This is a genomic window from Capsulimonas sp. (assembly GCF_039929585.1).
Taxonomy (GTDB): Bacteria; Armatimonadota; Armatimonadia; order Armatimonadales; family Capsulimonadaceae; genus Capsulimonas.
This window is the reverse complement of the sequence record NZ_JBDSQY010000320.1, coordinates 1-20308: the sequence shown is the minus strand read 5'-3', so window position 1 is coordinate 20308 and position 20308 is coordinate 1. Positions and strand designations below refer to the sequence as shown.

The following is a 20308-nucleotide window of genomic DNA, read 5'->3' as shown; positions in this document are numbered from 1 at the left end:
GCGATGGACGTGACTTCCGGCCCTCCGCCCCGCGCGCCGAAGCCGCGAGCGAAGCTCCGGCCCCGGCTCCGGCGGCGGAAGCCCCTTCGGCAGTCGCTCCGCTGGCGCAGGATGACGACGAAGCGCCGCGCGCTCGTTTCCGCCCGCGCCGCTGATCCGGTCCTAACGGCCGGCGTTGCCGGCCGAGATCACAATCCTCAAGGACATCCCCATGCGTGGGGGTGTCCTTTTGTCCGCATAAGCCTTGTGGAATTTTACAAGGCGTGAGGTTCGTTTCCCATTATGATACAGCGTGAGGTTCTGCCCAACGGCATCCGAATCGTGACGGAAAATATCAGCTACGTCCAGTCGGTCGCGCTGGGCATCTGGGTGGGCGTCGGCGCCCGCGATGAAAGCGACAAACTGCGCGGTGTCTCCCATGTGATCGAGCACATGCTCTTCAAGGGCACTCCGTCGCGCACCGCGCAGCAGATCGCCGATGAGATCGACACGGTTGGCGGCGATATTAACGCCTTCACTTCCAAAGAAAACACGTGCTACCATGTCCGCGTGCTGTCCGAGCACGTCCCACTGGCGCTTGATATCCTCTCGGACATGTTCCTGAACTCGTCGTTCGATACCGAAGAACTCGGCCGCGAGAAGAACGTGATCTTGGAAGAGATCAAGCAGCGCGATGACGAGCCCGACGATCTAGTCCATGATCTCTTTGCCGAAGTCACATGGCCGACACACGTCCTGGGCAAGAGCGTCATTGGCACACCCGAGACCGTCTCCAGCTTCACCTCGGACGATCTGCGCAGCTACATCAAGAATTGCTACACGCCGGACACCATTGTCATCTCAGCGGCGGGCAATCTCAACCATGACGAAATCGTTGCGTATATCGCCGCCAAATTCGGTGATTTGACTGGCTCCGTGGCCGACTGGCGCGCCGCCGACACCACGCCGGTGTTTGCGCCCGGCAAGATCTATGTCGAGAAGCCGATTGAGCAAGTCAACCTGGTGATGGGTGTTCCCGGCGTCTCGCAGCAGTCCGACGAGAAGTACGCGCTGTCCATCCTAGACAATGTCCTTGGCGGCTCCATGAGCAGCCGTCTTTTCCAGGAGATCCGTGAGAAGCGCGGCCTGGCGTATTCCGTCGGCACCTACGCGCAGTCGTATCAAGAGGGCGGATACTTCGCCTTCTACGCCGGCACCGGCGTCGCGACATCAGAACAGGTCATCGAGCTGATTAAAGCCGAGTGCGTCAACATTCAAAAGAACGGCGTGACGGAAAAAGAGCTTCAGCGATCCAAGAACCAGTTTCGGGGCGGTATTGTCATGGGCCAGGAGAGCATGAACTCGCGCATGATGCGCATGGGCCGCAACGAGCTGAATTATGGCCGCGTGCTGCCGATCCAGGAGATCATGGACAAGATCAACGCCGTGACGGTGGGTGACATCGCGAGCCTATCGGAGCGCTTGTTTGCGAGCGAAGATTTCTCTATGGCGACCGTAGGCCCCGTGCCTGGCGGCGCTACGGAGACCGACGAAGACGAAGAAGAGACGGAGGAATAGAATGGCGATTACGGTAGTCGTCTCCGGCGCGAAGGGCCGGATGGGCAGTGAGACAGTCGGCGCGGTTATGGCCGAGTCCGACATGCAGTTGGTGGGCGAAGTGGACCATGGCGATGATCTTGGGGCCACGCTCGCGGCGCTGAAGCCGCTGGCGATGGTGGACTTCTCCGTCCCCAGCGCCGTGCTCGGCAACATCGAAACAGCATTGTCGCACGGCGTCGTCCCAATCGTCGGCACGACGGGCCTCGCGCCCGCCGATGTGGAGCACGTGCGTGAACTTTGCCGCACGCACAAGCTCGGCGCTTTGATCGCGCCGAACTTCGCCATCGGCGCGCTTCTCATGATGCGCTTCAGCCAGGAAGCCGCGAAGTACATGCCCGATGTCGAGATCATCGAGATGCATCACGAGCGAAAGCTCGACGCTCCCTCCGGAACGGCGGCCAAAACCGCCGAAATGATCGCCATCGGCCGCGAAAACGCCAAACCGACCCCGCTGCCCGCCGACGCCTTCGAAAAGATTCCCGGCTCGCGCGGCGGCAAGGGAGTAGGGGATGTGCCAGTCCACAGCGTCCGCATTCCCGGCTTCGTCGCCTCCCAGATGGTCATCTTCGGCGGCGCCGGCCAAACGCTCACGATCCGCCACGATTCGCTGGACCGCAAGTCGTTCATGCCCGGCGTCGTGCTCGCCCTGCGCCACGCGCCTGCGATGGCGGCGAACTGCGGCGAACTGATCTACGGCCTGGAGAATCTGCTCTAAGTCAGGCCCCAAGATGCCCCCCAGGATGGGGCCGGGGCCGAAACCCAGTACGAATAAACGAGGTCACGCCATGATCGCAGCGCAGCGTCAATTCCGACATCTCTACTTCGCCATTCTGGCGTGCGCCTCCTCAGCGTTGTCTGCATACGCGGCTCCGGTATTCCCCAAAGACACCGGGGCGCGTCCGCTGTCCTTCACTGGTGTGAACCTCGCCGGCGGCGAGTTCGGCGACGTGAAGCCCGGAACGCCCCCGATCTATGGCCAGAAGTTCATCTATCCCTCGGCTACTGAGTTCGATTACTTCGCTGGCAAGGGTGTGAACATCATCCGTCTGCCCTTCCATTGGGAAGTGCTTCAGCCGGAGATGAACAAGCCGCTGGACCCTACTGAGCTGGCGCGTCTGCAATCTGTCGTTCAGTCCGCCAACGATCACCATTTGACCGTTATTCTCGATCCCCACAACTACGCGCGTTACTACGGCAAAGTCATCGGAACACCCGACGTTCCCGCCGAAGCCTTCGCCGACTTCTGGTCGCGTCTTTCCACGAATTTTCAGCACAATCCCCGCGTCTGGTTTGGCCTAATGAACGAGCCGCACGACATGCCCACGTCTCAATGGCTCGGCGCCGCCAACGCGGCCATCGCGGCGATCCGCAAAACTGGCGCAAATAATCTCATTCTGGTTCCCGGCAACAACTGGACCGGCGCGCACAGCTGGGTCGGCGACGGCGCGGACGCCAACGGCAACGTAATGCTGGGCGTTAAGGACCCTGCGAAGCACTACGCCTTCGAAGTGCATCAGTATCTGGATAGCGACAACTCGGGAACGCACAAAGAAGTCGTCAGCCAGACGATTGGCGTGGAGCGACTACGGACATTCACCGAATGGTGCCGCCAGCATCATGTGCGTGGGTTTCTGGGTGAGGTCGCGGTCGCTGAAAATTCAGACGGCAAAGCGGCTATCGAGAATATGCTGGTGGATATGGAAAAGAACCGAGACGTCTGGGTGGGATACACGTGGTGGGCGGCGGGGCCATGGTGGGGCGAGTATATGTTTTCGCTGGAGGCAAAGGGTGGGGTAGATCGGCCGCAGATGGGGTATTTGAGCGGGCATTTACAGGAGAAGCGCTAGGCCATATTCTTCGAGACCTATTCCCCCGCGCTTTAGCGCGTTTCCCCCTTTTCCCAGTGAAGGGCTAAAGCCCGGGAAAAGGGGCGTTCATCATTACAGCCCTGGCAAGTTTTGTCATAGCCGCCGAAGAGTTTTATGATCCGAAAACTCTTTTCAACAAACCGGAACACTCGACTGGAATCTATTTTTCAGCACCCCTTTTCCCGCCCGAAGGGCCTTGCTGGGAAAAGGGGGAAACGCGCTAAAGCGCGGGGAATAGGTCCTTCACCGCACCGTCGAAGCCACCCCCGTCGGGTTCAATTGCTGGCGCATCTTTCGCTCCCGCAGTCTCAATTTCAATGGGATCTGCATCGACTCCCAAATGACCTGCTTGGACATCTTCGACTGGCCCGCGCGGCGTTCGACGAAGATGATCGGGACTTCTACAATGTGAAATCCGGCGATGAACGCCCGGAATGTCATCTCCACTTGGAAAGAGTAGCCGTTAGATCTGACGGAGCCTAGCTGAACGCGCTCCAGCACTTGCCGCTTGTAGAGGCGGTAGCCGCTGGTGCAGTCGTTGACGGGCAGGCGCGTGACGGTGCGGACGTATTTGTTGGCGCCCCATGACAATAAGATTCGGCGCAGGGGCCAGTTAATGACCGAGATGCCGTTCAAATAGCGGGAGCCGACGACCACGTCGGCGGTCTCGGCGGCTTCGAGCATGGAGGCGAGATAAAGCGGATCGTGCGAAAAGTCGGCGTCCATTTCGATCATGGCTTCATAGCCGCGTTCTAAGGCCCATTGGAAACCCGCGATGTAGGCGCGGCCAAGACCTTCCTTCGCCGTGCGGTGCAGCACGTGGATCTTGCCGGGAAACTCGCCGGCGAGTCGATCGGCGATGGCGCCGGTGCCGTCGGGAGAATTGTCGTCGACGACTAATATCTGGACATTCGGAGCGTGACTGAAGACGAGGGCGGACAGCTTTTCAAGGTTGTCCGCTTCGTTGTAGGTAGGGATTACGACAACTGCATTCATTTTATGGTATTCTAATCCTTAGGATCGCTCACGTCCTCCCGTGTTGTGGTTATTGGGTGAAATAACGCTCAACCCCAGGTCGTCTATGCCTTTCGGACGCAAAGTCGCTAACAGAATTCTGCTCGCCACGGTCACTCCGCTGCTCGTCATGTTCGCATGCGGGCTGGGGGTTGCTTACTTTTCCGGGCTGGAACCCCATATTATTCGCTATGTGGTGCTGCAACTCCTTGTGCTGGCGCCGGCTTTTGTGCTTGTTTGCCTGATGACACGCCGATTTGCCGTCCGTTTAGCCAATTTGCGGCGCAGCGCTGAGCGAATCGAGCACGGAGACTTCGCCGCGCGCCTCTCCACGCAGTCGGAAGGCGATGAGCTGTCGGACCTCGCAGGCGCCTTCAATCGCATGGCGGACGTGATCGCCGCCCGCGAAACATCCCAGCGCGAACAGAATCATATTCTCGCGACGCTCAATCATCGGATGGAATCGGTCCTGAACGCGACCAACGATGGCATCGCGATGCTGGACCGGGGCGATCGTTTCACGCTGGTCAACCGACGATTCTGCGAACTGCTGGGCGCACGCGCCGATCAGCTGCTCCACCAGACGGCCGGACAGGCGCTGGAGGAGATGCCGGAGGCAGGAACGACTGAAGCACGGGAGCTGTTCCATAAGGTAATCGAAATCACGCGGCAGGGCGCCGACGGCGTTGTCGGCGTCTCCGAGCACACCGTTGAGCTGCGCGTTCCGGAGCGACGGTTCGTACAGGTCTACACAGCGCCGGTATTGACCGATGAAGAAGGCGAGTGGGTGGGGCGGATCCTGGCCCTGCGCGACGTCACGCGCGAAAACGAGCTGGACCAGATGAAGACGGACTTTATCTCCGTCGTCTCGCATGAACTGCGCACGCCGCTCACCAGCATCCGGGGCTACACCGATCTGCTGCTCTCCGGCGCGAGCGGCGAGGTGTCCGAGCTGCAGCAGGAGTTTTTGGGGATCATTCAGGCGAGTACGAACCGGCTCTCCAATCTCATCAACGATATTCTCGATATCTCGCGTATCGAGTCCGGACGGATCAAGCTGCGGCTGGAGCCGATCAATTATCACATGATCGTCGCCGATGTCCTGCGGTTGATGAAAGCCTCGGCGGACGAAAAAGACATCACGTTCGACGCCAGCATGCCCGAGCAGCTGCCGATTGTGCGCGGCGACGCAGACAAAGTCACGCAGGTTCTGACGAACCTGGTCAGCAACGCCATCAAGTACACGCCGTCCGGCGGCTGGGTGAAGCTGCTGGTGGAGATGACGGATGACAAGCAGATCCAGACCTGCGTGCAGGACAGCGGCATCGGCATCAGCCGCGAGGATCAGAAGAAGCTCTTCCAGAAGTTCTTTCGAGCAGACAATTCCAGCACCCGCGAAGCGGGCGGCACCGGCCTGGGATTGGTCATCGCCAAAACCATCGTCGAGCTGATGGGCGGCGCCATTTGGGTGGAGAGCGCGCCGGAGCGCGGCAGTCGATTTTATTTCACGCTGCCGATCGCGACAGAATCCGGAATGGAGCAGCAGGCGGATCAAGTCGTTCTGCCCGATCGCGGCATCGGACTGGTCTTACTGATTGACGACGATCCATATATGCGCGGCTTAGTGCAGCATCAGCTGCACCGGCGCGGTTACGGCGTGATCGTTTCGGGAAGCGTGCCGGAGGCGCTGCAAAAGGCGCGGCAGCACAAGCCAAATGCGATCCTGCTGAATTTCATGATCGCCGATTTGGACGGATTGCGGATTTTGGCGGCGCTAAAGGAAGATCCGGCGACGGAAAGTATCCCACTGATCATGGTTTCCGTCGCCAGCGACCCCGCACGCGGTATACTATCACTGGGAACGTTTTCACTGCTGCGCCATCCCGGCGACGATTATCGGCTGGCGCGCGTGATTCAGGATGTGGCGGGGCATGGTGAGCAAGAGGCTCCCAGCATGGCTCTGCTCGTCACTCCCGCCGAAGGCGGGTGCTTTGGGGACGAGCGTGAGGAAGTGCTTGCGCGGACCAACAGCACGCTGGCGGAGGCCGGGATCACGATCTGCGCCGCGATGACTGCGTCGGAAGCGCTGACGCTGGCGATCACCGAGTCCGCCGCGATAATTTTGATCGATATGGAGATACCCGCCGATCAAATGGAGCAACTGATCACGGCGCTCAAGGTGGAAGAGGAAGCGGCGAGAATACCCATCGTCTTCCTGTCGAACGATCTGTCGGACCGAGGCGTGCGCCGTTTGGCCGGGCTGCAATCGACGGATGCAAACGCGGTTTTGGATTATTTGTGCGAACAGGTGAAGGACGCGGTAGAGAAGCCCACGATCGGTCTTCATCCCGTCAACGCTTCGTTCGGTTAGTTAATACCATCGAGAAGGAACTGAGGAGATGAGTCAATACAATGTCGCCGTCGTTGGCGTCGGAGCCGTAGGCGAAGAGATCTTGCGAGTGCTGTCGGAGCATCATTTCCCGGCGAAATCGATCAAAGTCCTGGCGCGCACCCCGCGTACGATCTGTGTGGATGGGAAAGACTATCAAGTCGAAGCGACGACCGCCGAGGCGTTTGACGGCGTGGATATCGCCCTGTTCGCCGGCACCGAAGGCGAAAAAGGCGCGGCCGTCACGTTCGGCCCTGGCGCCGCCGCGCGCGGATGCGTGGTAATCGACAACGGCGCGGATTTCCGAATGCGCTCCGATGTCCCGCTGGTCGTGCCGGAAGTCAACGCCGACGCCCTCATCGAGCACAAAGGCATTATCGCCAATCCTAACTGCTCCACCGCGCAATTGGTGTTGACCCTCAAACCCATTCATGACGCCTTCAAAATCAAGCGCGTATTGATCTCCACCTATCAGGCCGTCTCCGGCGCGGGCGGCGCGGCGGTGGATGAGCTTCAGGCGCAGACGACGGCGCTGGGCGAAGGCCGCCAGATTTCTTCTCCTGGACCGGCGTTTCCGGTGCAGATCGCGGCGAATGTGATCCCCCAGATCGGCGGCTTCGATGATGCCGGCTATACCTCCGAAGAGATGAAGCTGGTGCATGAGACGCGTAAAATTTTAGGCGATGACAGCATCGCGATCACGCCCATGATCACGGCGCGCGTGCCGGTGTTCGTCGGCCACTCGGAATCCGTTTATATTGAGACCGAAAAGCCGATCACTCCGAACGAAGCCCGTGAACTGTGGCGCGCGTTCCCTGGCTTGAGCGTGGTGGACGATATTCATGCGGACGACCCGAGCCTGCGTTACCCGACCCCTCTAGCGGCGGCGCACAAGGACACGACCTATGTCGGTCGCGTTCGCCAGGATCTGGGTAATAAGAACGGATTGACCTTTTGGGTGGTGAGCGACAATCTGCGCAAGGGCGCCGCGACCAACGCCGTGCAGATCGCCGAGGCGCTCGTCGAGCGCGGCTTAGTTAAACGCGGGGCTTAAGAAAGAATGCGCCCGAGTTTCTGAGCCAGAGCGTGACTTACGATTGCGCCGCCGGTTCCCGTCGTTCGATTTTTGGAAAACAAACATGTCCGAGACACTACAGACCCCAATGTTCGGTCGCGTCGCGACCGCGATGATTACGCCGTTTCACGCTGATGGCTCACTCGATTTGCCCAGCGCGGAACGGCTGGCGAATTACTTGCTCGATAATGGAACCGACACGCTCGTTGTCGCCGGCACGACGGGCGAAAGTCCCACGCTGTCGCACTCCGAGAAGCTGGAGCTGTTCCGAGCCGTCAAGAATGCAGTCGGTAACCGGGCGAAGGTGATGGCCGGCGTTGGCAGCTTCAACACCCAGGAAACGATCGGGCTGTCCCGCGAAGCGCAGGCTTGCGGCGTGGACGCGCTTCTCGTGGTGGCTCCCTATTACAACAAGCCCTCGCAAGAGGGACTTTATCGGCACTTCGAGGCGGTCGCTGCGGCGACGCCCTTGCCGGTGATGCTTTACAACATTCCAGGACGCACCAGTATTAACATCGAGCCGACGACAGTGATCCGTCTGGCCGGTATTGAGAACATTGTGGCGATCAAAGAATCGCCGCAGCAGTTCGATCAGGTCAACCAGATCGTCCAGAACGCGCCGGACGACTTCCTTGTCTATAGCGGGGACGATCCTCTGACATTGCCTATCCTCGCCGTCGGCGGGGTGGGCGTGGTCAGCGTCACCGCCCACGTCATCGGACGTGACCTGCAGAAGATGATCTCTGCATATCTCCAGGGCGATTGGTCGACCGCGCAGCGTATCCATAAGTCGACGCTGGCGCTCACCAGGGCCCTTTTCTGCGTTCCTAATCCCGCGCCCACCAAAGCCGCTCTCTCGCTCCTCGGAGTGACTACGGGAGAAACCGTACGGCTGCCTCTGGTGGAGGCGCCGGATCGGGAGCGCGCTCTGATCCAGGCGGCCTTGAAGGAATACGGACTTCTGGGCGCCTAGCACACTCACCGGCGTTGGGGCGCGGCTGACCGCGAGTTGGCGCGCCGCGCCCCAACGGCTTTTCCTCTTCGGAATATTCATGGCAAACAAAACACCTAAAACAGACACACTCCAAATTATCCCGCTGGGCGGGATCGGCGAAATCGGCAAGAACATGACCGCCATTCGCTGCGGCGACCAGATCGTCGTCATCGACTGCGGTCTGTCGTTCCCCGGCGCCGAGCAGCTCGGCGTCGATCTCGTCATCCCGGACATCTCCTATCTCCTGGAGCACAAGGAGATGGTCCAGGGAATTATCCTGACCCACGGCCACGAGGACCACATCGGCGCGCTGGCGTTCGTGCTCAAGCAGCTCAACGTCCCGGTCTACGGCACCCGCCTTACCATCGGCTTCACCAAGGGCAAGCTCGCCGAGCATCGCGTGCTGGACAAAGCCAAGCTGCACGTCTTCGGTGCGAACGATAAGTTCCGTCTCGGCGTCTTCGAGATCGAGCCGTTTCGCGTGGCGCACTCGATCCCGGATGCGGTCGGCTTCGCTGTCCACAGTCCCGCCGGCACGCTCGTTCATACGGGCGACTTCAAGTTCGACCAGACCCCCGTGGATGGCCAGCTTTTTGACATCGCCAAACTGACTCGCATTGCCCAGGAGGGCGTTCTCGTCCTTCTGTCCGACTGTACGAACGTTGAGCGCCCAGGCTTCGTGCCGAGCGAAGCGACGGTCGCCGGCGCTTTAGAAAACATCTTCCGAGCGGCTCAAAGACGCGTCATCATGGCGTGTTTCGCTTCCAACGTGCACCGTGTCCAGACCGCCATTGACATGTCCGTGAAGTACGGCCGAAAGGTCGCCTTGATGGGCCGGTCGATGGAGCGCAACATGGAGATGGCGCAGCAGATGGGCTATCTGCGCGTTCCCGAAGGCACGCGCATCCGTGCGGACGAGATCGAAGATTACTTCCCGCAGCAGGTCACCGTCATCACCACCGGCTCGCAGGGCGAGCCGATGGCGGCCCTGTCGCGCATGGCGGTGGATGACCACCGCAAGATCAAGATCGTCCCCGGCGACACCGTCATCCTGGCCGCCTCCGCCGTCCCCGGCAACGAGGACGCCGTCTGGCGCACTGTCAACCATCTGTTCCGTCGCGGCGCCGAAGTCATCTACGATTCGATTGCCCCGGTTCATGTGTCAGGTCACGGCTACGCGGAAGAGCTGAAGCTGATGCTGAACCTCGTCGATCCGCAGTATGTGATGCCGGTCCACGGCGAATATCGGATGCTGCATCGCTACGCGCAGATCGCGGGCGAAATGGGCTGGCCGCAGGAAGATGTCATCCGTGCCGAAATCGGCGACATCATTGAAGTCAGCGAGGAAGTCGCGGGCGTCGTCGGCCGCGTCGAGAAGTCCGGCGCTGTCTTAATTGACGGAACCGGCATCGGCGATGTCAGCGAGATCGTCCTGCGCGACCGCCTGCACATCGGCCAGGACGGCTTCTTGGTCCTTGTCGTCGGCGTCTCCGCCGAGACAGGCGAGATCGTCTCCGGCCCCGAAGTGATCTCACGCGGATTTGTCTACATGGACCAGTCCGAAGCGCTCGTCGAGGAGATCAAGACGGTCATCATCGAGAAGATCAAGCACCTTCCCGAGGAAGACAACGACTGGATGGTCGTTCAGCAGGACCTGCGCGACGCCGTCGGCAAGTTCCTCTACAAGAAGACCCAGCGCCGCCCGATGATCCTGCCAATCCTGCTGGATTTGTAGGACTTACAATCAAGTCCCCGGTTATAAAAACCGGGTCTGGGAAGCGCTGCGCGCTAACCGTCCGTGCCGGACGGACAAATTATGGGTTGTCGATTGTCTATAGTTTGTTTGTCCGGCACGGACAATTAGCCGGAGGCTTCCCAGACCCGGATTTCATATCTGGGGCAAATGCCCGCCTAATAAGCGGGCGCCAAGGAAACCATTCCCATGGAAATCACGGAACAACAAGTTCTGGCTCAGCTCCGCAAGGTGATTGACCCGGACTTACATAAAGATCTCGTCACGCTCAACATGATCAAGAAGGTCGTGATCGAGGGATCACACGTCTCGTTCACGGTCGAGCTAACCACGCCGGCGTGTCCGCTGAAGGAAGAGATTGAGAACATGTGCCGCGAGGCCGTGGGCGAAATCCCTGGCGTCGAGGAAATCTCGATCGAGATGACGGCGAATGTCCGCGCAAACCTGGGCAAGGGCGTGCCGACTCAGCAGCCGCTGCCGGGAGTGAAGAACATTGTCGCCATTGCCTCGGGCAAAGGCGGCGTCGGCAAGAGCACTGTTTCGGCGAACATCGCCTGCGCGCTGGCGCAGATGGGCGCCAAGGTCGGCTTGATGGACGCCGATATCTATGGGCCGTCGATCCCGCTGATCATGGGCGTCGAGGACGAGAAGCCCATCACGGATGAGAAGAAGGAAAAGCTTCTTCCGATCGAACGGTACGGCGTCAAGATCATCTCCATGGGATTCTTGCAGCCGAGCGGTTCGGCGGTTATCTGGCGTGGCCCGATGGTCGCCAAAGCCGTGCAGCAGTTCCTGCGCGACGTGGAGTGGGGAGAGATCGACTATCTGATCGTGGACCTGCCTCCGGGCACCGGGGATGCGCAGCTGACGCTGGCGCAGGCGATTCCGCTGTCGGGCGCGGTCGTCGTTATGACGCCGCAGGATCTCGCCGCCGCTGTCGCGGTGAAGGCCGTCGCGATGTTCAGGAAACTGGATGTGCCGATTCTGGGCATTGTCGAGAACATGTCCTACTTCCTCTGCCCGACATGCAACTCGCGCCACCATGTGTTCTCGCACGGCGGCGGTGAGCAGGCGGCGGAGGCGCTGAATGTGCCGTTCTTTGGCGGTATCCCGCTGGCGATCGATATCGGCGCCGACGCCGATCAGGGAACGCCGTCCGTGGTTCTGAATCCCGATGGCCCGTATGCCCAGATCTTCCGGGAAGTGGCCGAACGGATCGCCGCGCAGGTGAGCGTTCGCGCCCGAGCCTTTATCCCGCTCGCCATGAACGCATGATCATCGTTGTGAACGCATGACTATTCTTGAGCTTGTTCTGATCTCGATCGGGTTCTTTTTCGGCCTGGGCGCAACCGCCTGGCTGACAGTGCGCTACGACCTCCGGAAGCCCAACTTCCGGGGCGAGCGGATCCCCAGTATTGCCGGCCTCGCCTTTGTGCTGGCCGGCGATTTCATTTACGGCTTTGAATGGCTCGCCGGCGGCCCCGCGAGCCGTGTCTTCGCAGCCTACTTCCTGGTGCTGATCGGGTTTGGGATACTAGGGATGTACGACGACCTCGCCGGCGATCGTTCTGTGGGCGGCTTTCGCGGTCATTTCCGAGCGCTCGCGCAGGGGCGGCTGACCACCGGCGCCGTCAAGGCGCTGGGCGGGGGAGCGGTGGCCCTGGGCGCCGGATGGCTGATGGGGAACGGCGATCTCTGGCGCTTCGCGCTTGCGGCCGCACTGATCGCGCTGAGCGCGAATTCGCTCAACTTGCTGGATTTGCGTCCAGGCCGCTGCCTCTTTGTGTTCTTCTGCTCCGCCGCCGTGCTGACAGCTGTTCTGGCGAACGTGCATCAGATGAATGTGGGATTTGCGCTGTTTATCGCCGTGGGGATGGCGGCGGTCATTTATCCGATGGACGCCGCCGGTCAGGCGATGATCGGCGACACTGGATCGAACTCATTTGGGGCGGTGCTGGGAGTGGCGGCGAGCGCAATTTTGCCGCTGGCCTGGCAGGCGGTCGTTGTGGTTCTGCTGATTGGGTTTCAGTTCTGGTGTGAGCGCAATTCGCTTTCGAAAACCATTGATGCAAATCCGTTCCTACGCGGCCTCGATCGCAAGATCGGCGTCCGAAGATAAGCGTACGGCCCCCTGGAATGTCGCGCCGTAGCGCTCCGATGTGCAGTCTTCCACATTGACGCCCTGATCGCCGGACGAATGAATAAATCGACCGTCGCCAATCGCCATTCCGATATGCGTGATTCTGGATACGCCTTCGCGCTGGAACGCCAGCAAGTCTCCCGGCGCTAGGATCGCGTTCTCCAGTGAGCGCCCGTCATCGCATCGGGCGAAGCGGCGGTCGGCGAACTGCTGATAGGCGTCGCGAAGCAGCTGTACGCCGCTGAGACGATAGGAAAGCTGAACGAACCCCGAGCAGTCAATACCAAACGGCGTGACGCCGCCCCAAAGGTAAGGCGTGCCGATCAGACGCTTGCCGACTTCCACGGTGTGCTCGCCGACCGCCTCCAGGACACGCCGCTTCAGCGACGCGATATCCAGTGGCATGTCCGTTGACGGCGCGGCTATGGCGTCGATCCCCGCCTTTGGCTCGTGAGAGATATCCAGGCACATCCGGTGAATATAGGCGACTTTATCCTGAGTGAGCAGGATCGGAATAAAATCGCCAACGGAGGGACGCTGGGCCAGGGTGACGCGGCTGCCGACGCAGAACTTCACAATCAGTTCTGATTCGATGGCTGGCTCGGAAAAGATTTCGGCGAAGAGGGTGGCGATGGAGGTTTTGAGGAAGTCGCCGTCATCGTATGTGGGGAGCAGGGCGTCGGCGCGAATCCAGCCGGTGTATGTGTCCGGCAGCGTGATGTGACACATACCGTCCGCCTCGCCAATCACGCGGACAATCTCTCCAAAGATTGCCTGCGTGACGGTTTCAGACGAAGTGGACGGCTCGCGATAGACATTGGCGACATTGCGCCGCACGGAGAAACCGCTCACTCGAAGACGATCTCGGTTCGTTCGCCCACACGGATACGGTCGCCGTGCGTCAACTGAATTTCCTTGAACTCACGGATCTGTTCGCCATTCAGGATGGTGCCGTTGGTGCTGCCGACATCGACCACAAAATATGCATTGCCGCGCTGGCGGACTTCGGCGTGCTTGCGGGAGACGCCGTCGTCGAGATCGACTTCGATGTCCGGATAGTTCTGCGTGTCGCTGTCCGGTCGGCCGATCGTGGTGATTTCTTTTTCCAGCGGGTAGGTGGCGGACAGGTTGCGCAGCTTCATGACGAGGCTGTGCTTCTGAATCTCCACTTCCGGCTGCGGCGCATCCATTTTGACGATGAATGGGGAGACCTTGGGAATGGAGAAATCGCTGGCCGGAGCGCCAAATCCGCCGCCTGTGGGCGCGCGAGGCTGTTCGAATGTAAGCTCCGGCTCCTTGTAAGGAGTCGCGGGTTGGGAATAAGTGTTCGGGCTGTAGATATGCCGCTCGTCGATTTCCGCTTCCTCCGGCGCGGGAGCGCCGCCGCCCATGAATGTGCCGGGCTCAATGACCGGTTCGGGGGCCGCCTGAGGCTGCGTGTTTTGCAGATACGAAGTGAGATCGAAGTCCTGCGTATTTTGCGCGGGCGGCGGGGACGCCGGCTGAGCCGGGAACTTGTTGTTTTGGAGAGAGCGGATCTCGGCCGTCAGACTATTCGACTCTTCACGGATTGCGCGCGCCTCGTCCCGAAGGGAGGAAGGCGTGACGCCGCCGTAGGCTGGCTCAGGATCGTCAAACGAAGGAGCCTTGTAACTGTCATTGGCTGCGGGCGCGGTCGGGGTCCAGCCAAACGATGAGGTGTCCATCGACGTGTGGCGGCTGTCCGTTCGGAATGCGTCGTTATCCAGGTCAAGTACAAACGCGCTGCGCTTGTCGCCTTCCATATCGGACGCGTCGTCCGGAAGCTGCGGGGAAGTTGCTTCGGCGTCCGGATTCTGGCCGTCCGGCTCGTCGGTCGCCTCATCGGCGCCAGGCTTATCCTTCCGTATCTTCCATCCCATAAATGCGTTCGCTCCTTAAACCGGCGCTGTCTCCGTCGATATCCGCCCTGATGGCGAGGCCAAACTGGGTCAATGATATTGACGCAAATCGCAACGAAACTATGGAACCAGTATAACACCTCGGTTTTCGGCTGTCAAGTAAGTAGGCGTCTCTAGCGGACAGTCTTACAGTAGAAAGCAAGATTGCGGCGTTATTCTATATTGAGCTATAATAATACAGGATACGAATACAGATTATGAGCGGCAATCGCTTCGACTTTTTAGAATTTTCCGATGACCGGCAGCCCGAGCGTCCGGCGGCTCCCGATGACGGGATTGAAGAGACGGGAATCAACGCGTCTCCCGCCGGTTTGCGCGGCTTAGTGGGCCCAGATGGCCGTCCTGTGTCCGAGGTCGGCGCGTCCAGCGATCCACGCGGCTACCAGGATTTTCTCGATCAGAACCAATCGGACGATCCCCTCAACGGCCCACGCGATCAAGAGTCGCGCGGGGCGACGATGCGGCCGATGGAAGTCATCGGCGAGCGCGGGGAGCGCGCCGGCCAGTTCAACTTTCCGACGGGAATTGCGGTCGATTCGCGCGGCATTTTGTTTGTCGCCGATTCCTACAATCACCGAATTCAGCGGATCACTCCGGACGGCGCCGTCTCGGCCATCGGATCTAAAGGAATTGGCTACGCGCAGTTCCTTTCTCCGCAGGATGTGGCGGTCGACCGCCGCGATGCGTTTTATGTCGTGGAGCAGGGAAACCACCGCGTCCAGAAGTTCAGCGCCACGGGCCGCCAGGAGCTGATCTTTGGACGCCGCGGACACTTGCCAGGGGAATTCTTCGGCCCGACCAGTATCGCGGTGTCGCCGATGTCCGGCGATATCTATGTTGCGGACACTGGTAACTTCCGCGTACAGCGCTTCGATCAGAAGGGACGCTTTCTGTCGCAGATCACATCGTCCGGCAAGGGGCTGATCAGCCCGCAGTCGGTCGAAGTAGACCATCACGAAAATGTCTATATTGTCGATACGCTCGGCCATCGAATCATTCAGTGCGATCCGACCGGGCGTGAGTTCCTGGCGATCGGTCGGCGTCGGCGTACGGACACGGATTGGATCGACGCGCCGTTTATCGAGCCGCGCGCCTGCGCCGTGGATATCGCGGGCTTTCTGTTCGTTGCGGACGGCGGCGAGCCGCTTGGCCAGGAAGGGAAACCTGCGGGACGCATCCATATCGTCGATCCGATCTCGCGCCGCAACGAAACGGCGATCGAGCATCTAGGGCGCAACCTCGACCGCATGACGCGCCCGACGGGGATTGCGATCGCTCCGGCGTTCACTCCGGACCCGCAAACGGGGCTGCTGCGCAACGAGATCTACGTGGCGGATACAATGAACCACCGCATCATCCGTATGGGATGGGTGGGATGACACAGAAAGGCGAACGCCATGGCGGTTTATAAGAAGCACTTCACCGTGCAGGAGGCGCGCGCGCAGATACCCAGCCTCCGCAAGCGGCTCATTCGACTCCACGATCTGCTCGCAGAGGCGCGGGCAGATCAGACGCACGAGGGCGTTGTTGTGACGGCGATCCTGCGCGGCAACGGCAAGGGGCCGATTTTGACCGGCGTCGGGTCGCGCAAAGACGAAGCGCAGAAGATGATCGAGGCGATCGCCGAACAGGGCATCCAGATCAAGGATTTGCAGACGGGGCTGGTCGACTTTCCACATTTCCTGAACGGCGATCCCGAGCACGAGGTGCTGCTTTGCTGGCGACTGGATGAAGACACCATTGAGTACTGGCACGAGATCGACGGCGGATTCGCCGGACGCACTCCTCTCTAATCTCATCAAGCAACGGGCGTCAGAACTTGGCTTCGCCCTCTGCGGCGTGGCGAACGCCGACCCGCCTCCGCACCACCGCAAGTACCAGCAATGGCTTGCGGAGGGCAGGGCGGGGGAAATGATGTACCTGCACCGCCAGGAGCCCAAGCGCGGCGACCTTTCCGAAGTGCTGCCGGGCGTCCGGTCCGTGGTCAGTCTCGCCTGGAACTACTCGCCTGAAGACGGCCGCCCTTCCGATCCGCCTCAAACCGAGTATCTTACGGGCGCCGTCGCCCGCTATGCGCGGTTCGACGACTACCACGATCTCATTTGGGCGCGCCTCCAATCCCTGCTCGACACGATCCTCGCCGAATGCCCGGAAGCCCACGGTAAGCTCTACTGCGACACCGGCCCGATCACCGAACGCGACCTCGCCATGCGCGCCGGCCTCGGCTGGATCGGAAAGCACACCAATCTCATTTCCCGTGAGCTTGGCAACTGGTTCTTCCTTGCCGAGATCTTACTCGACATCGATCTGCCACATGACGCTCCCGAAGTCCCGCACTGCGGCTCCTGTACGCGCTGCATTCCCGCCTGTCCGACCGGCGCGATTGTCGCGCCGTACACGCTTGATGCCCGCCGCTGCATTTCCTATCTCACCATCGAGCTCAAAGGGGCAATCCCCATAGAACTGCGTCCCCTGATTGGTACACGCATCTATGGCTGCGACGAATGCCTCGCCGTTTGTCCCTGGAATAAGTTCGCACACAGGGCGACCGACACATCCGTTCAGCCGCGCGCGGATTTGACAACGCCTGACTTGCTGGAGCTGCTCGCGCTGGACGACTTGGGGTTTCGAGAGAAGTTTGCTCGTAGCCCAATCAAGCGCACGAAGCGTCGGGGGCTTCTGCGCAACGTCTGCGTCGCTTTGGGTAACTTGGGCGATCCACGCGCCATTCCAGCGCTGACAGCAGCGCTGGAGAACGATCCCGAGCCGCTGGTGCGTGAGCATGCGGCGTGGGCTTTGGAAAGGATTGCAGAGAAGAATGCCGTCGATTGATCGCGTAAGTTTAGGCGGCTGGCGGTTAAAACCGCGCCTAGACGAGCGCCAAAATCCGCCTGCGCGGGTTAAAGACCGTAGATCGATTGTCACAATCCACGAATAATGGCATTGAGTCCGCGCAGGCGGACTTTTGCGCTCGTCTAGGCGCGGTTTCAACCGCCAGCCGATCAGAACCTCCTAAACGCTTATCTCTGTCTAATCGATTAGATAATGAGACCTTACGATTGACTCTGTTGAAACTTTTCGACTATAATGGCTCGGAACTGGTAAAAATAGCAGGCGCGCCCGCGGGCGGCCTTAAGGAGTGTTTTATGACCGATCAGATACAGGATTGGAAAGAGCTAGCGGCGCAGCTTCGCGTCGACAGCATCCGATGCACCACGGCGGCCGCCTCGGGCCACCCGACTTCGTCCATGTCCGCCGCGGACCTGCTGTCCGTGCTCTTAGCCAAGTATCTGAAGTACGATTGGGATAACCCGAAGCATCCCAACAACGACCATTTGATTTTCAGCAAGGGCCACGCGTGCCCGCTGCTTTACGCCGCCTACAAAGCCGCCGGCGCCGTCACGGATGAAGAGCTGCTGACCCTGCGCCAACTCGGAAGCCGCCTGGAAGGCCACCCGAACCCGCACACGCTGCCGTGGGTGGACGTGGCGACGGGATCGCTCGGACAGGGACTGCCGATCGGCGTCGGCGTCGCGCTCGACGGCAAGTATGTCGATAAGCTTCCCTTCCGCGTCTGGGTGCTCCTGGGCGACAGCGAGATGGCCGAAGGCTCCGTGTGGGAGGCGTTCGACAAGGCGTCTTACTACAAGCTGAACAACTTGATCGCCATTATCGACGTCAACCGCCTCGGACAGCGCGGCGAGACGGATCTGGGCTGGAACACCGCCGCCTACGCCGCACGCGCCACCGCGTTTGGCTGGCACGCCATTGTCCTGGACGGCCAGAGCGTAGAAGAAGTCGATGCGGCCTACGCCGAAGCGCTGACCCAGACCGACAAGCCGACGGTTCTGATCGCCAAGACCAAGAAGGGCGCCGGCGTCTCGTTCCTCGCGGACCACGATGGCTGGCACGGCAAGGCGCTGAACGCCGATCAGGCCAAGGAAGCCATTGCGGAGCTGGGCGGCGAGCGCCACATCACCGTCAATGTCGCAAAGCCTGAGGACCTTCAGCCGGCGCCCGGAATTACCGAGCAGCCGCTGAAGCTTCCCGTTTACGAGTTCGGAACCAAGGAAGCCACGCGAAAGGCGTACGGCGACGCTCTGGTCGCGATCGGCGCCGCCCGCGCGGATGTCGTCGTTCTGGACGGCGAGGTCTCCAACTCCACGCACGCTGATGAGTTCAAGAAGGCGTATCCCGATCGCTTCTTCGAGATGTTTATCGCCGAGCAGCAGCTTGTTTCCGCCGCCGCCGGTTTCGGCGTCCGCAAGAAGAAGGCGTTCGCCTCCACCTTCGCGGCGTTCTTCACCCGCGCCTACGATCAGGTCCGCATGGGCGCGATCTCGAACTCGACGATCAAGCTCGTCGGCTCCCACGCCGGCGTCAGCATCGGCGAGGACGGGCCGTCGCAGATGGCCCTGGAAGACCTTGCGTCCTTCCGCGCCGTCTACGGAAGCACGGTCCTGTACCCGAGCGACGCCAACCAGACCGGCCACCTGGTCGATCTGCTCGCCGACCAGCCGGGCATCTCCTACATGCGCACCACGCGTGAGAAGACGAACATCATCTACGGTCCCGACGAGAAGTTCACCATCGGCGGCAGCAAGGTCGTCAAGCAGTCTGACAGCGATCAAGTGACCGTCGTCGGCGCCGGCATCACCCTGCACGAAGCCGTCAAGGCGCACGACACGCTTGCCGCTGAAGGCATCAATATCCGCGTCATTGACCTTTATTCGGTCAAGCCCGTGGACAAAGAAGGCCTGATCGCCGCGGCAACCGCGACCGGCAACAAGGTCATCGTGGTCGAAGACCACTGGCCCGAAGGCGGCCTCGGCGACGCCGTCCTGGACGCCTTCGCGGACCTGGGCGACAAGTCCCCAGTCGTCATCAAGATGGCTGTTCGCATCATGCCCGGCTCCGGCAAACCGTTCGAACTCCTGAACGCCGCCGGCATCGACGCCGAGCATATCGTGAAAGCCGTCAAAGAGCTTCTCTAATAGCACCAAAAAAATCCCGCCGCGCACCCGCGCGGCGGGATTTTTCTATATCAGGTCATTTTGACTATGAACATTGTTACTGCTCCACAGACAGTTATTGGATTTCATGGCTGTGATCATGACATCGCCGAGCGTTTATTGGATGGTCTGCCATTTCACACATCAACGAACGACTATGATTGGTTAGGCTCCGGGATTTACTTCTGGGAATATGCGCCCTATCGAGCCTGGGATTGGGCTCGCCAGCGACATGGCGCGCGTGCGGCAGTTCTCTGCGCGGAAATATCTCTTGGCGATTGTCTCAATCTTCTGGATACAAACTACTTCGCTGATTTGCAAGCTGTTCATGCACAAATTATCAGCACATTGGAGGAAATGTCCGTTGCGCCACCAGAAAACTCACGCGGAGCCAATCGGCTTGACCGCTTTGTTCTCGATGAGTTTAACAAGCGGTATGCATCGCGCGCGGGCTTTTTCGATACTGTCCGAGGCTGTTTTCCTGAAGGGCTTCCGCTCTACAAAGGTTCCAAACTTCTCAGTCG

Annotated in this window: 17 protein-coding genes; 14 read left to right on the top strand and 3 right to left on the bottom strand. The window is 60.3% G+C overall.

The window, feature by feature from the left end; all coding sequences use genetic code 11:
• Nucleotides 1-282 precede the first annotated feature (282 nt).
• The 3 genes from ABIZ35_RS24565 (at nt 283) to ABIZ35_RS24555 (ending at nt 3446) form a co-directional block, all read left to right on the top strand.
• Nucleotides 283-1557, top strand: a complete 1275-nt coding sequence (locus tag ABIZ35_RS24565; protein WP_348222569.1) for a pitrilysin family protein — start codon at nt 283-285, stop codon at nt 1555-1557.
• A 1-nt stretch (nt 1558) separates the two neighbouring features.
• On the top strand, nt 1559-2314 hold the full coding sequence (gene dapB, locus ABIZ35_RS24560; RefSeq protein ID WP_348222568.1) for a 4-hydroxy-tetrahydrodipicolinate reductase: 756 nt from the start codon (nt 1559-1561) through the stop codon (nt 2312-2314).
• Nucleotides 2315-2384: 70 nt separating this feature from the next.
• Entirely contained in the window at nt 2385-3446 is a 1062-nt protein-coding gene (locus tag ABIZ35_RS24555; RefSeq protein WP_348222567.1) for a glycoside hydrolase family 5 protein, read from the top strand.
• A 264-nt stretch (nt 3447-3710) separates the two neighbouring features.
• Here the strand turns inward: ABIZ35_RS24555 and ABIZ35_RS24550 are convergent, their stop codons facing one another.
• Complete coding sequence (locus ABIZ35_RS24550) at nt 3711-4463, bottom strand: polyprenol monophosphomannose synthase (protein ID WP_348222566.1); 753 nt, start codon at nt 4461-4463, stop codon at nt 3711-3713.
• 85 nt (nt 4464-4548) lie between these two features.
• Between ABIZ35_RS24550 and ABIZ35_RS24545 the strand changes: the two genes are divergently transcribed.
• From ABIZ35_RS24545 to ABIZ35_RS24520, 6 genes are all read left to right on the top strand, one after another.
• Nucleotides 4549-6852 carry an ATP-binding protein gene (locus ABIZ35_RS24545; protein WP_348222565.1) on the top strand — a complete coding sequence of 768 codons (2304 nt, stop codon included), beginning with the start codon at nt 4549-4551 and terminating at the stop codon, nt 6850-6852.
• Between the two features lie 28 nt (nt 6853-6880).
• Complete coding sequence (locus tag ABIZ35_RS24540; RefSeq protein WP_348222564.1) at nt 6881-7924, top strand: aspartate-semialdehyde dehydrogenase; 1044 nt, start codon at nt 6881-6883, stop codon at nt 7922-7924.
• 85 nt (nt 7925-8009) lie between these two features.
• Nucleotides 8010-8918: a 4-hydroxy-tetrahydrodipicolinate synthase gene (dapA, locus tag ABIZ35_RS24535; protein ID WP_348222563.1), complete on the top strand. Its 909-nt coding sequence runs from the start codon at nt 8010-8012 to the stop codon at nt 8916-8918.
• A 79-nt stretch (nt 8919-8997) separates the two neighbouring features.
• Nucleotides 8998-10674, top strand: a complete 1677-nt coding sequence (locus ABIZ35_RS24530) for a ribonuclease J (RefSeq protein WP_348222562.1) — start codon at nt 8998-9000, stop codon at nt 10672-10674.
• A 207-nt stretch (nt 10675-10881) separates the two neighbouring features.
• Entirely contained in the window at nt 10882-11967 is a 1086-nt protein-coding gene (gene apbC, locus ABIZ35_RS24525) for an iron-sulfur cluster carrier protein ApbC (protein WP_348222561.1), read from the top strand.
• A gap of 16 nt (nt 11968-11983) precedes the next feature.
• Nucleotides 11984-12811 (top strand): hypothetical protein, encoded by an 828-nt coding sequence (locus tag ABIZ35_RS24520; protein WP_348222560.1) that lies wholly within the window; start codon nt 11984-11986, stop codon nt 12809-12811.
• Here the strand turns inward: ABIZ35_RS24520 and ABIZ35_RS24515 are convergent.
• Nucleotides 12773-13684: a C40 family peptidase gene (locus ABIZ35_RS24515; RefSeq protein ID WP_348222559.1), complete on the bottom strand. Its 912-nt coding sequence runs from the start codon at nt 13682-13684 to the stop codon at nt 12773-12775. The two genes, ABIZ35_RS24520 and ABIZ35_RS24515, sit on opposite strands and share 39 nt — an antisense overlap.
• A complete protein-coding gene (locus tag ABIZ35_RS24510) occupies nt 13681-14733 on the bottom strand; it encodes an FHA domain-containing protein (protein ID WP_348222558.1) in 1053 nt (350 codons plus the stop codon). The genes ABIZ35_RS24515 and ABIZ35_RS24510 overlap by 4 nt, the downstream gene beginning before the upstream one ends.
• A gap of 236 nt (nt 14734-14969) precedes the next feature.
• On the opposite strand from ABIZ35_RS24510, the gene ABIZ35_RS24505 reads away from it, so the two are divergent.
• The 5 genes from ABIZ35_RS24505 to ABIZ35_RS24485 form a co-directional block, all read left to right on the top strand.
• Entirely contained in the window at nt 14970-16151 is a 1182-nt protein-coding gene (locus tag ABIZ35_RS24505) for an NHL repeat-containing protein (RefSeq protein WP_348222557.1), read from the top strand.
• 18 nt (nt 16152-16169) lie between these two features.
• On the top strand, nt 16170-16565 hold the full coding sequence (locus tag ABIZ35_RS24500) for a DUF2203 domain-containing protein (RefSeq protein ID WP_348222556.1): 396 nt from the start codon (nt 16170-16172) through the stop codon (nt 16563-16565).
• Nucleotides 16513-17604, top strand: a complete 1092-nt coding sequence (gene queG / locus ABIZ35_RS24495) for a tRNA epoxyqueuosine(34) reductase QueG (RefSeq protein WP_348222555.1) — start codon at nt 16513-16515, stop codon at nt 17602-17604. Before ABIZ35_RS24500 ends, queG begins: the two co-directional genes overlap by 53 nt.
• A 314-nt stretch (nt 17605-17918) precedes the next feature.
• Complete coding sequence (locus tag ABIZ35_RS24490; RefSeq protein ID WP_348222554.1) at nt 17919-19766, top strand: transketolase; 1848 nt, start codon at nt 17919-17921, stop codon at nt 19764-19766.
• Nucleotides 19767-19832: 66 nt separating this feature from the next.
• The coding region (locus ABIZ35_RS24485) for a hypothetical protein (protein WP_348222553.1) at nt 19833-20308 on the top strand (476 nt) is incomplete at its 3' end.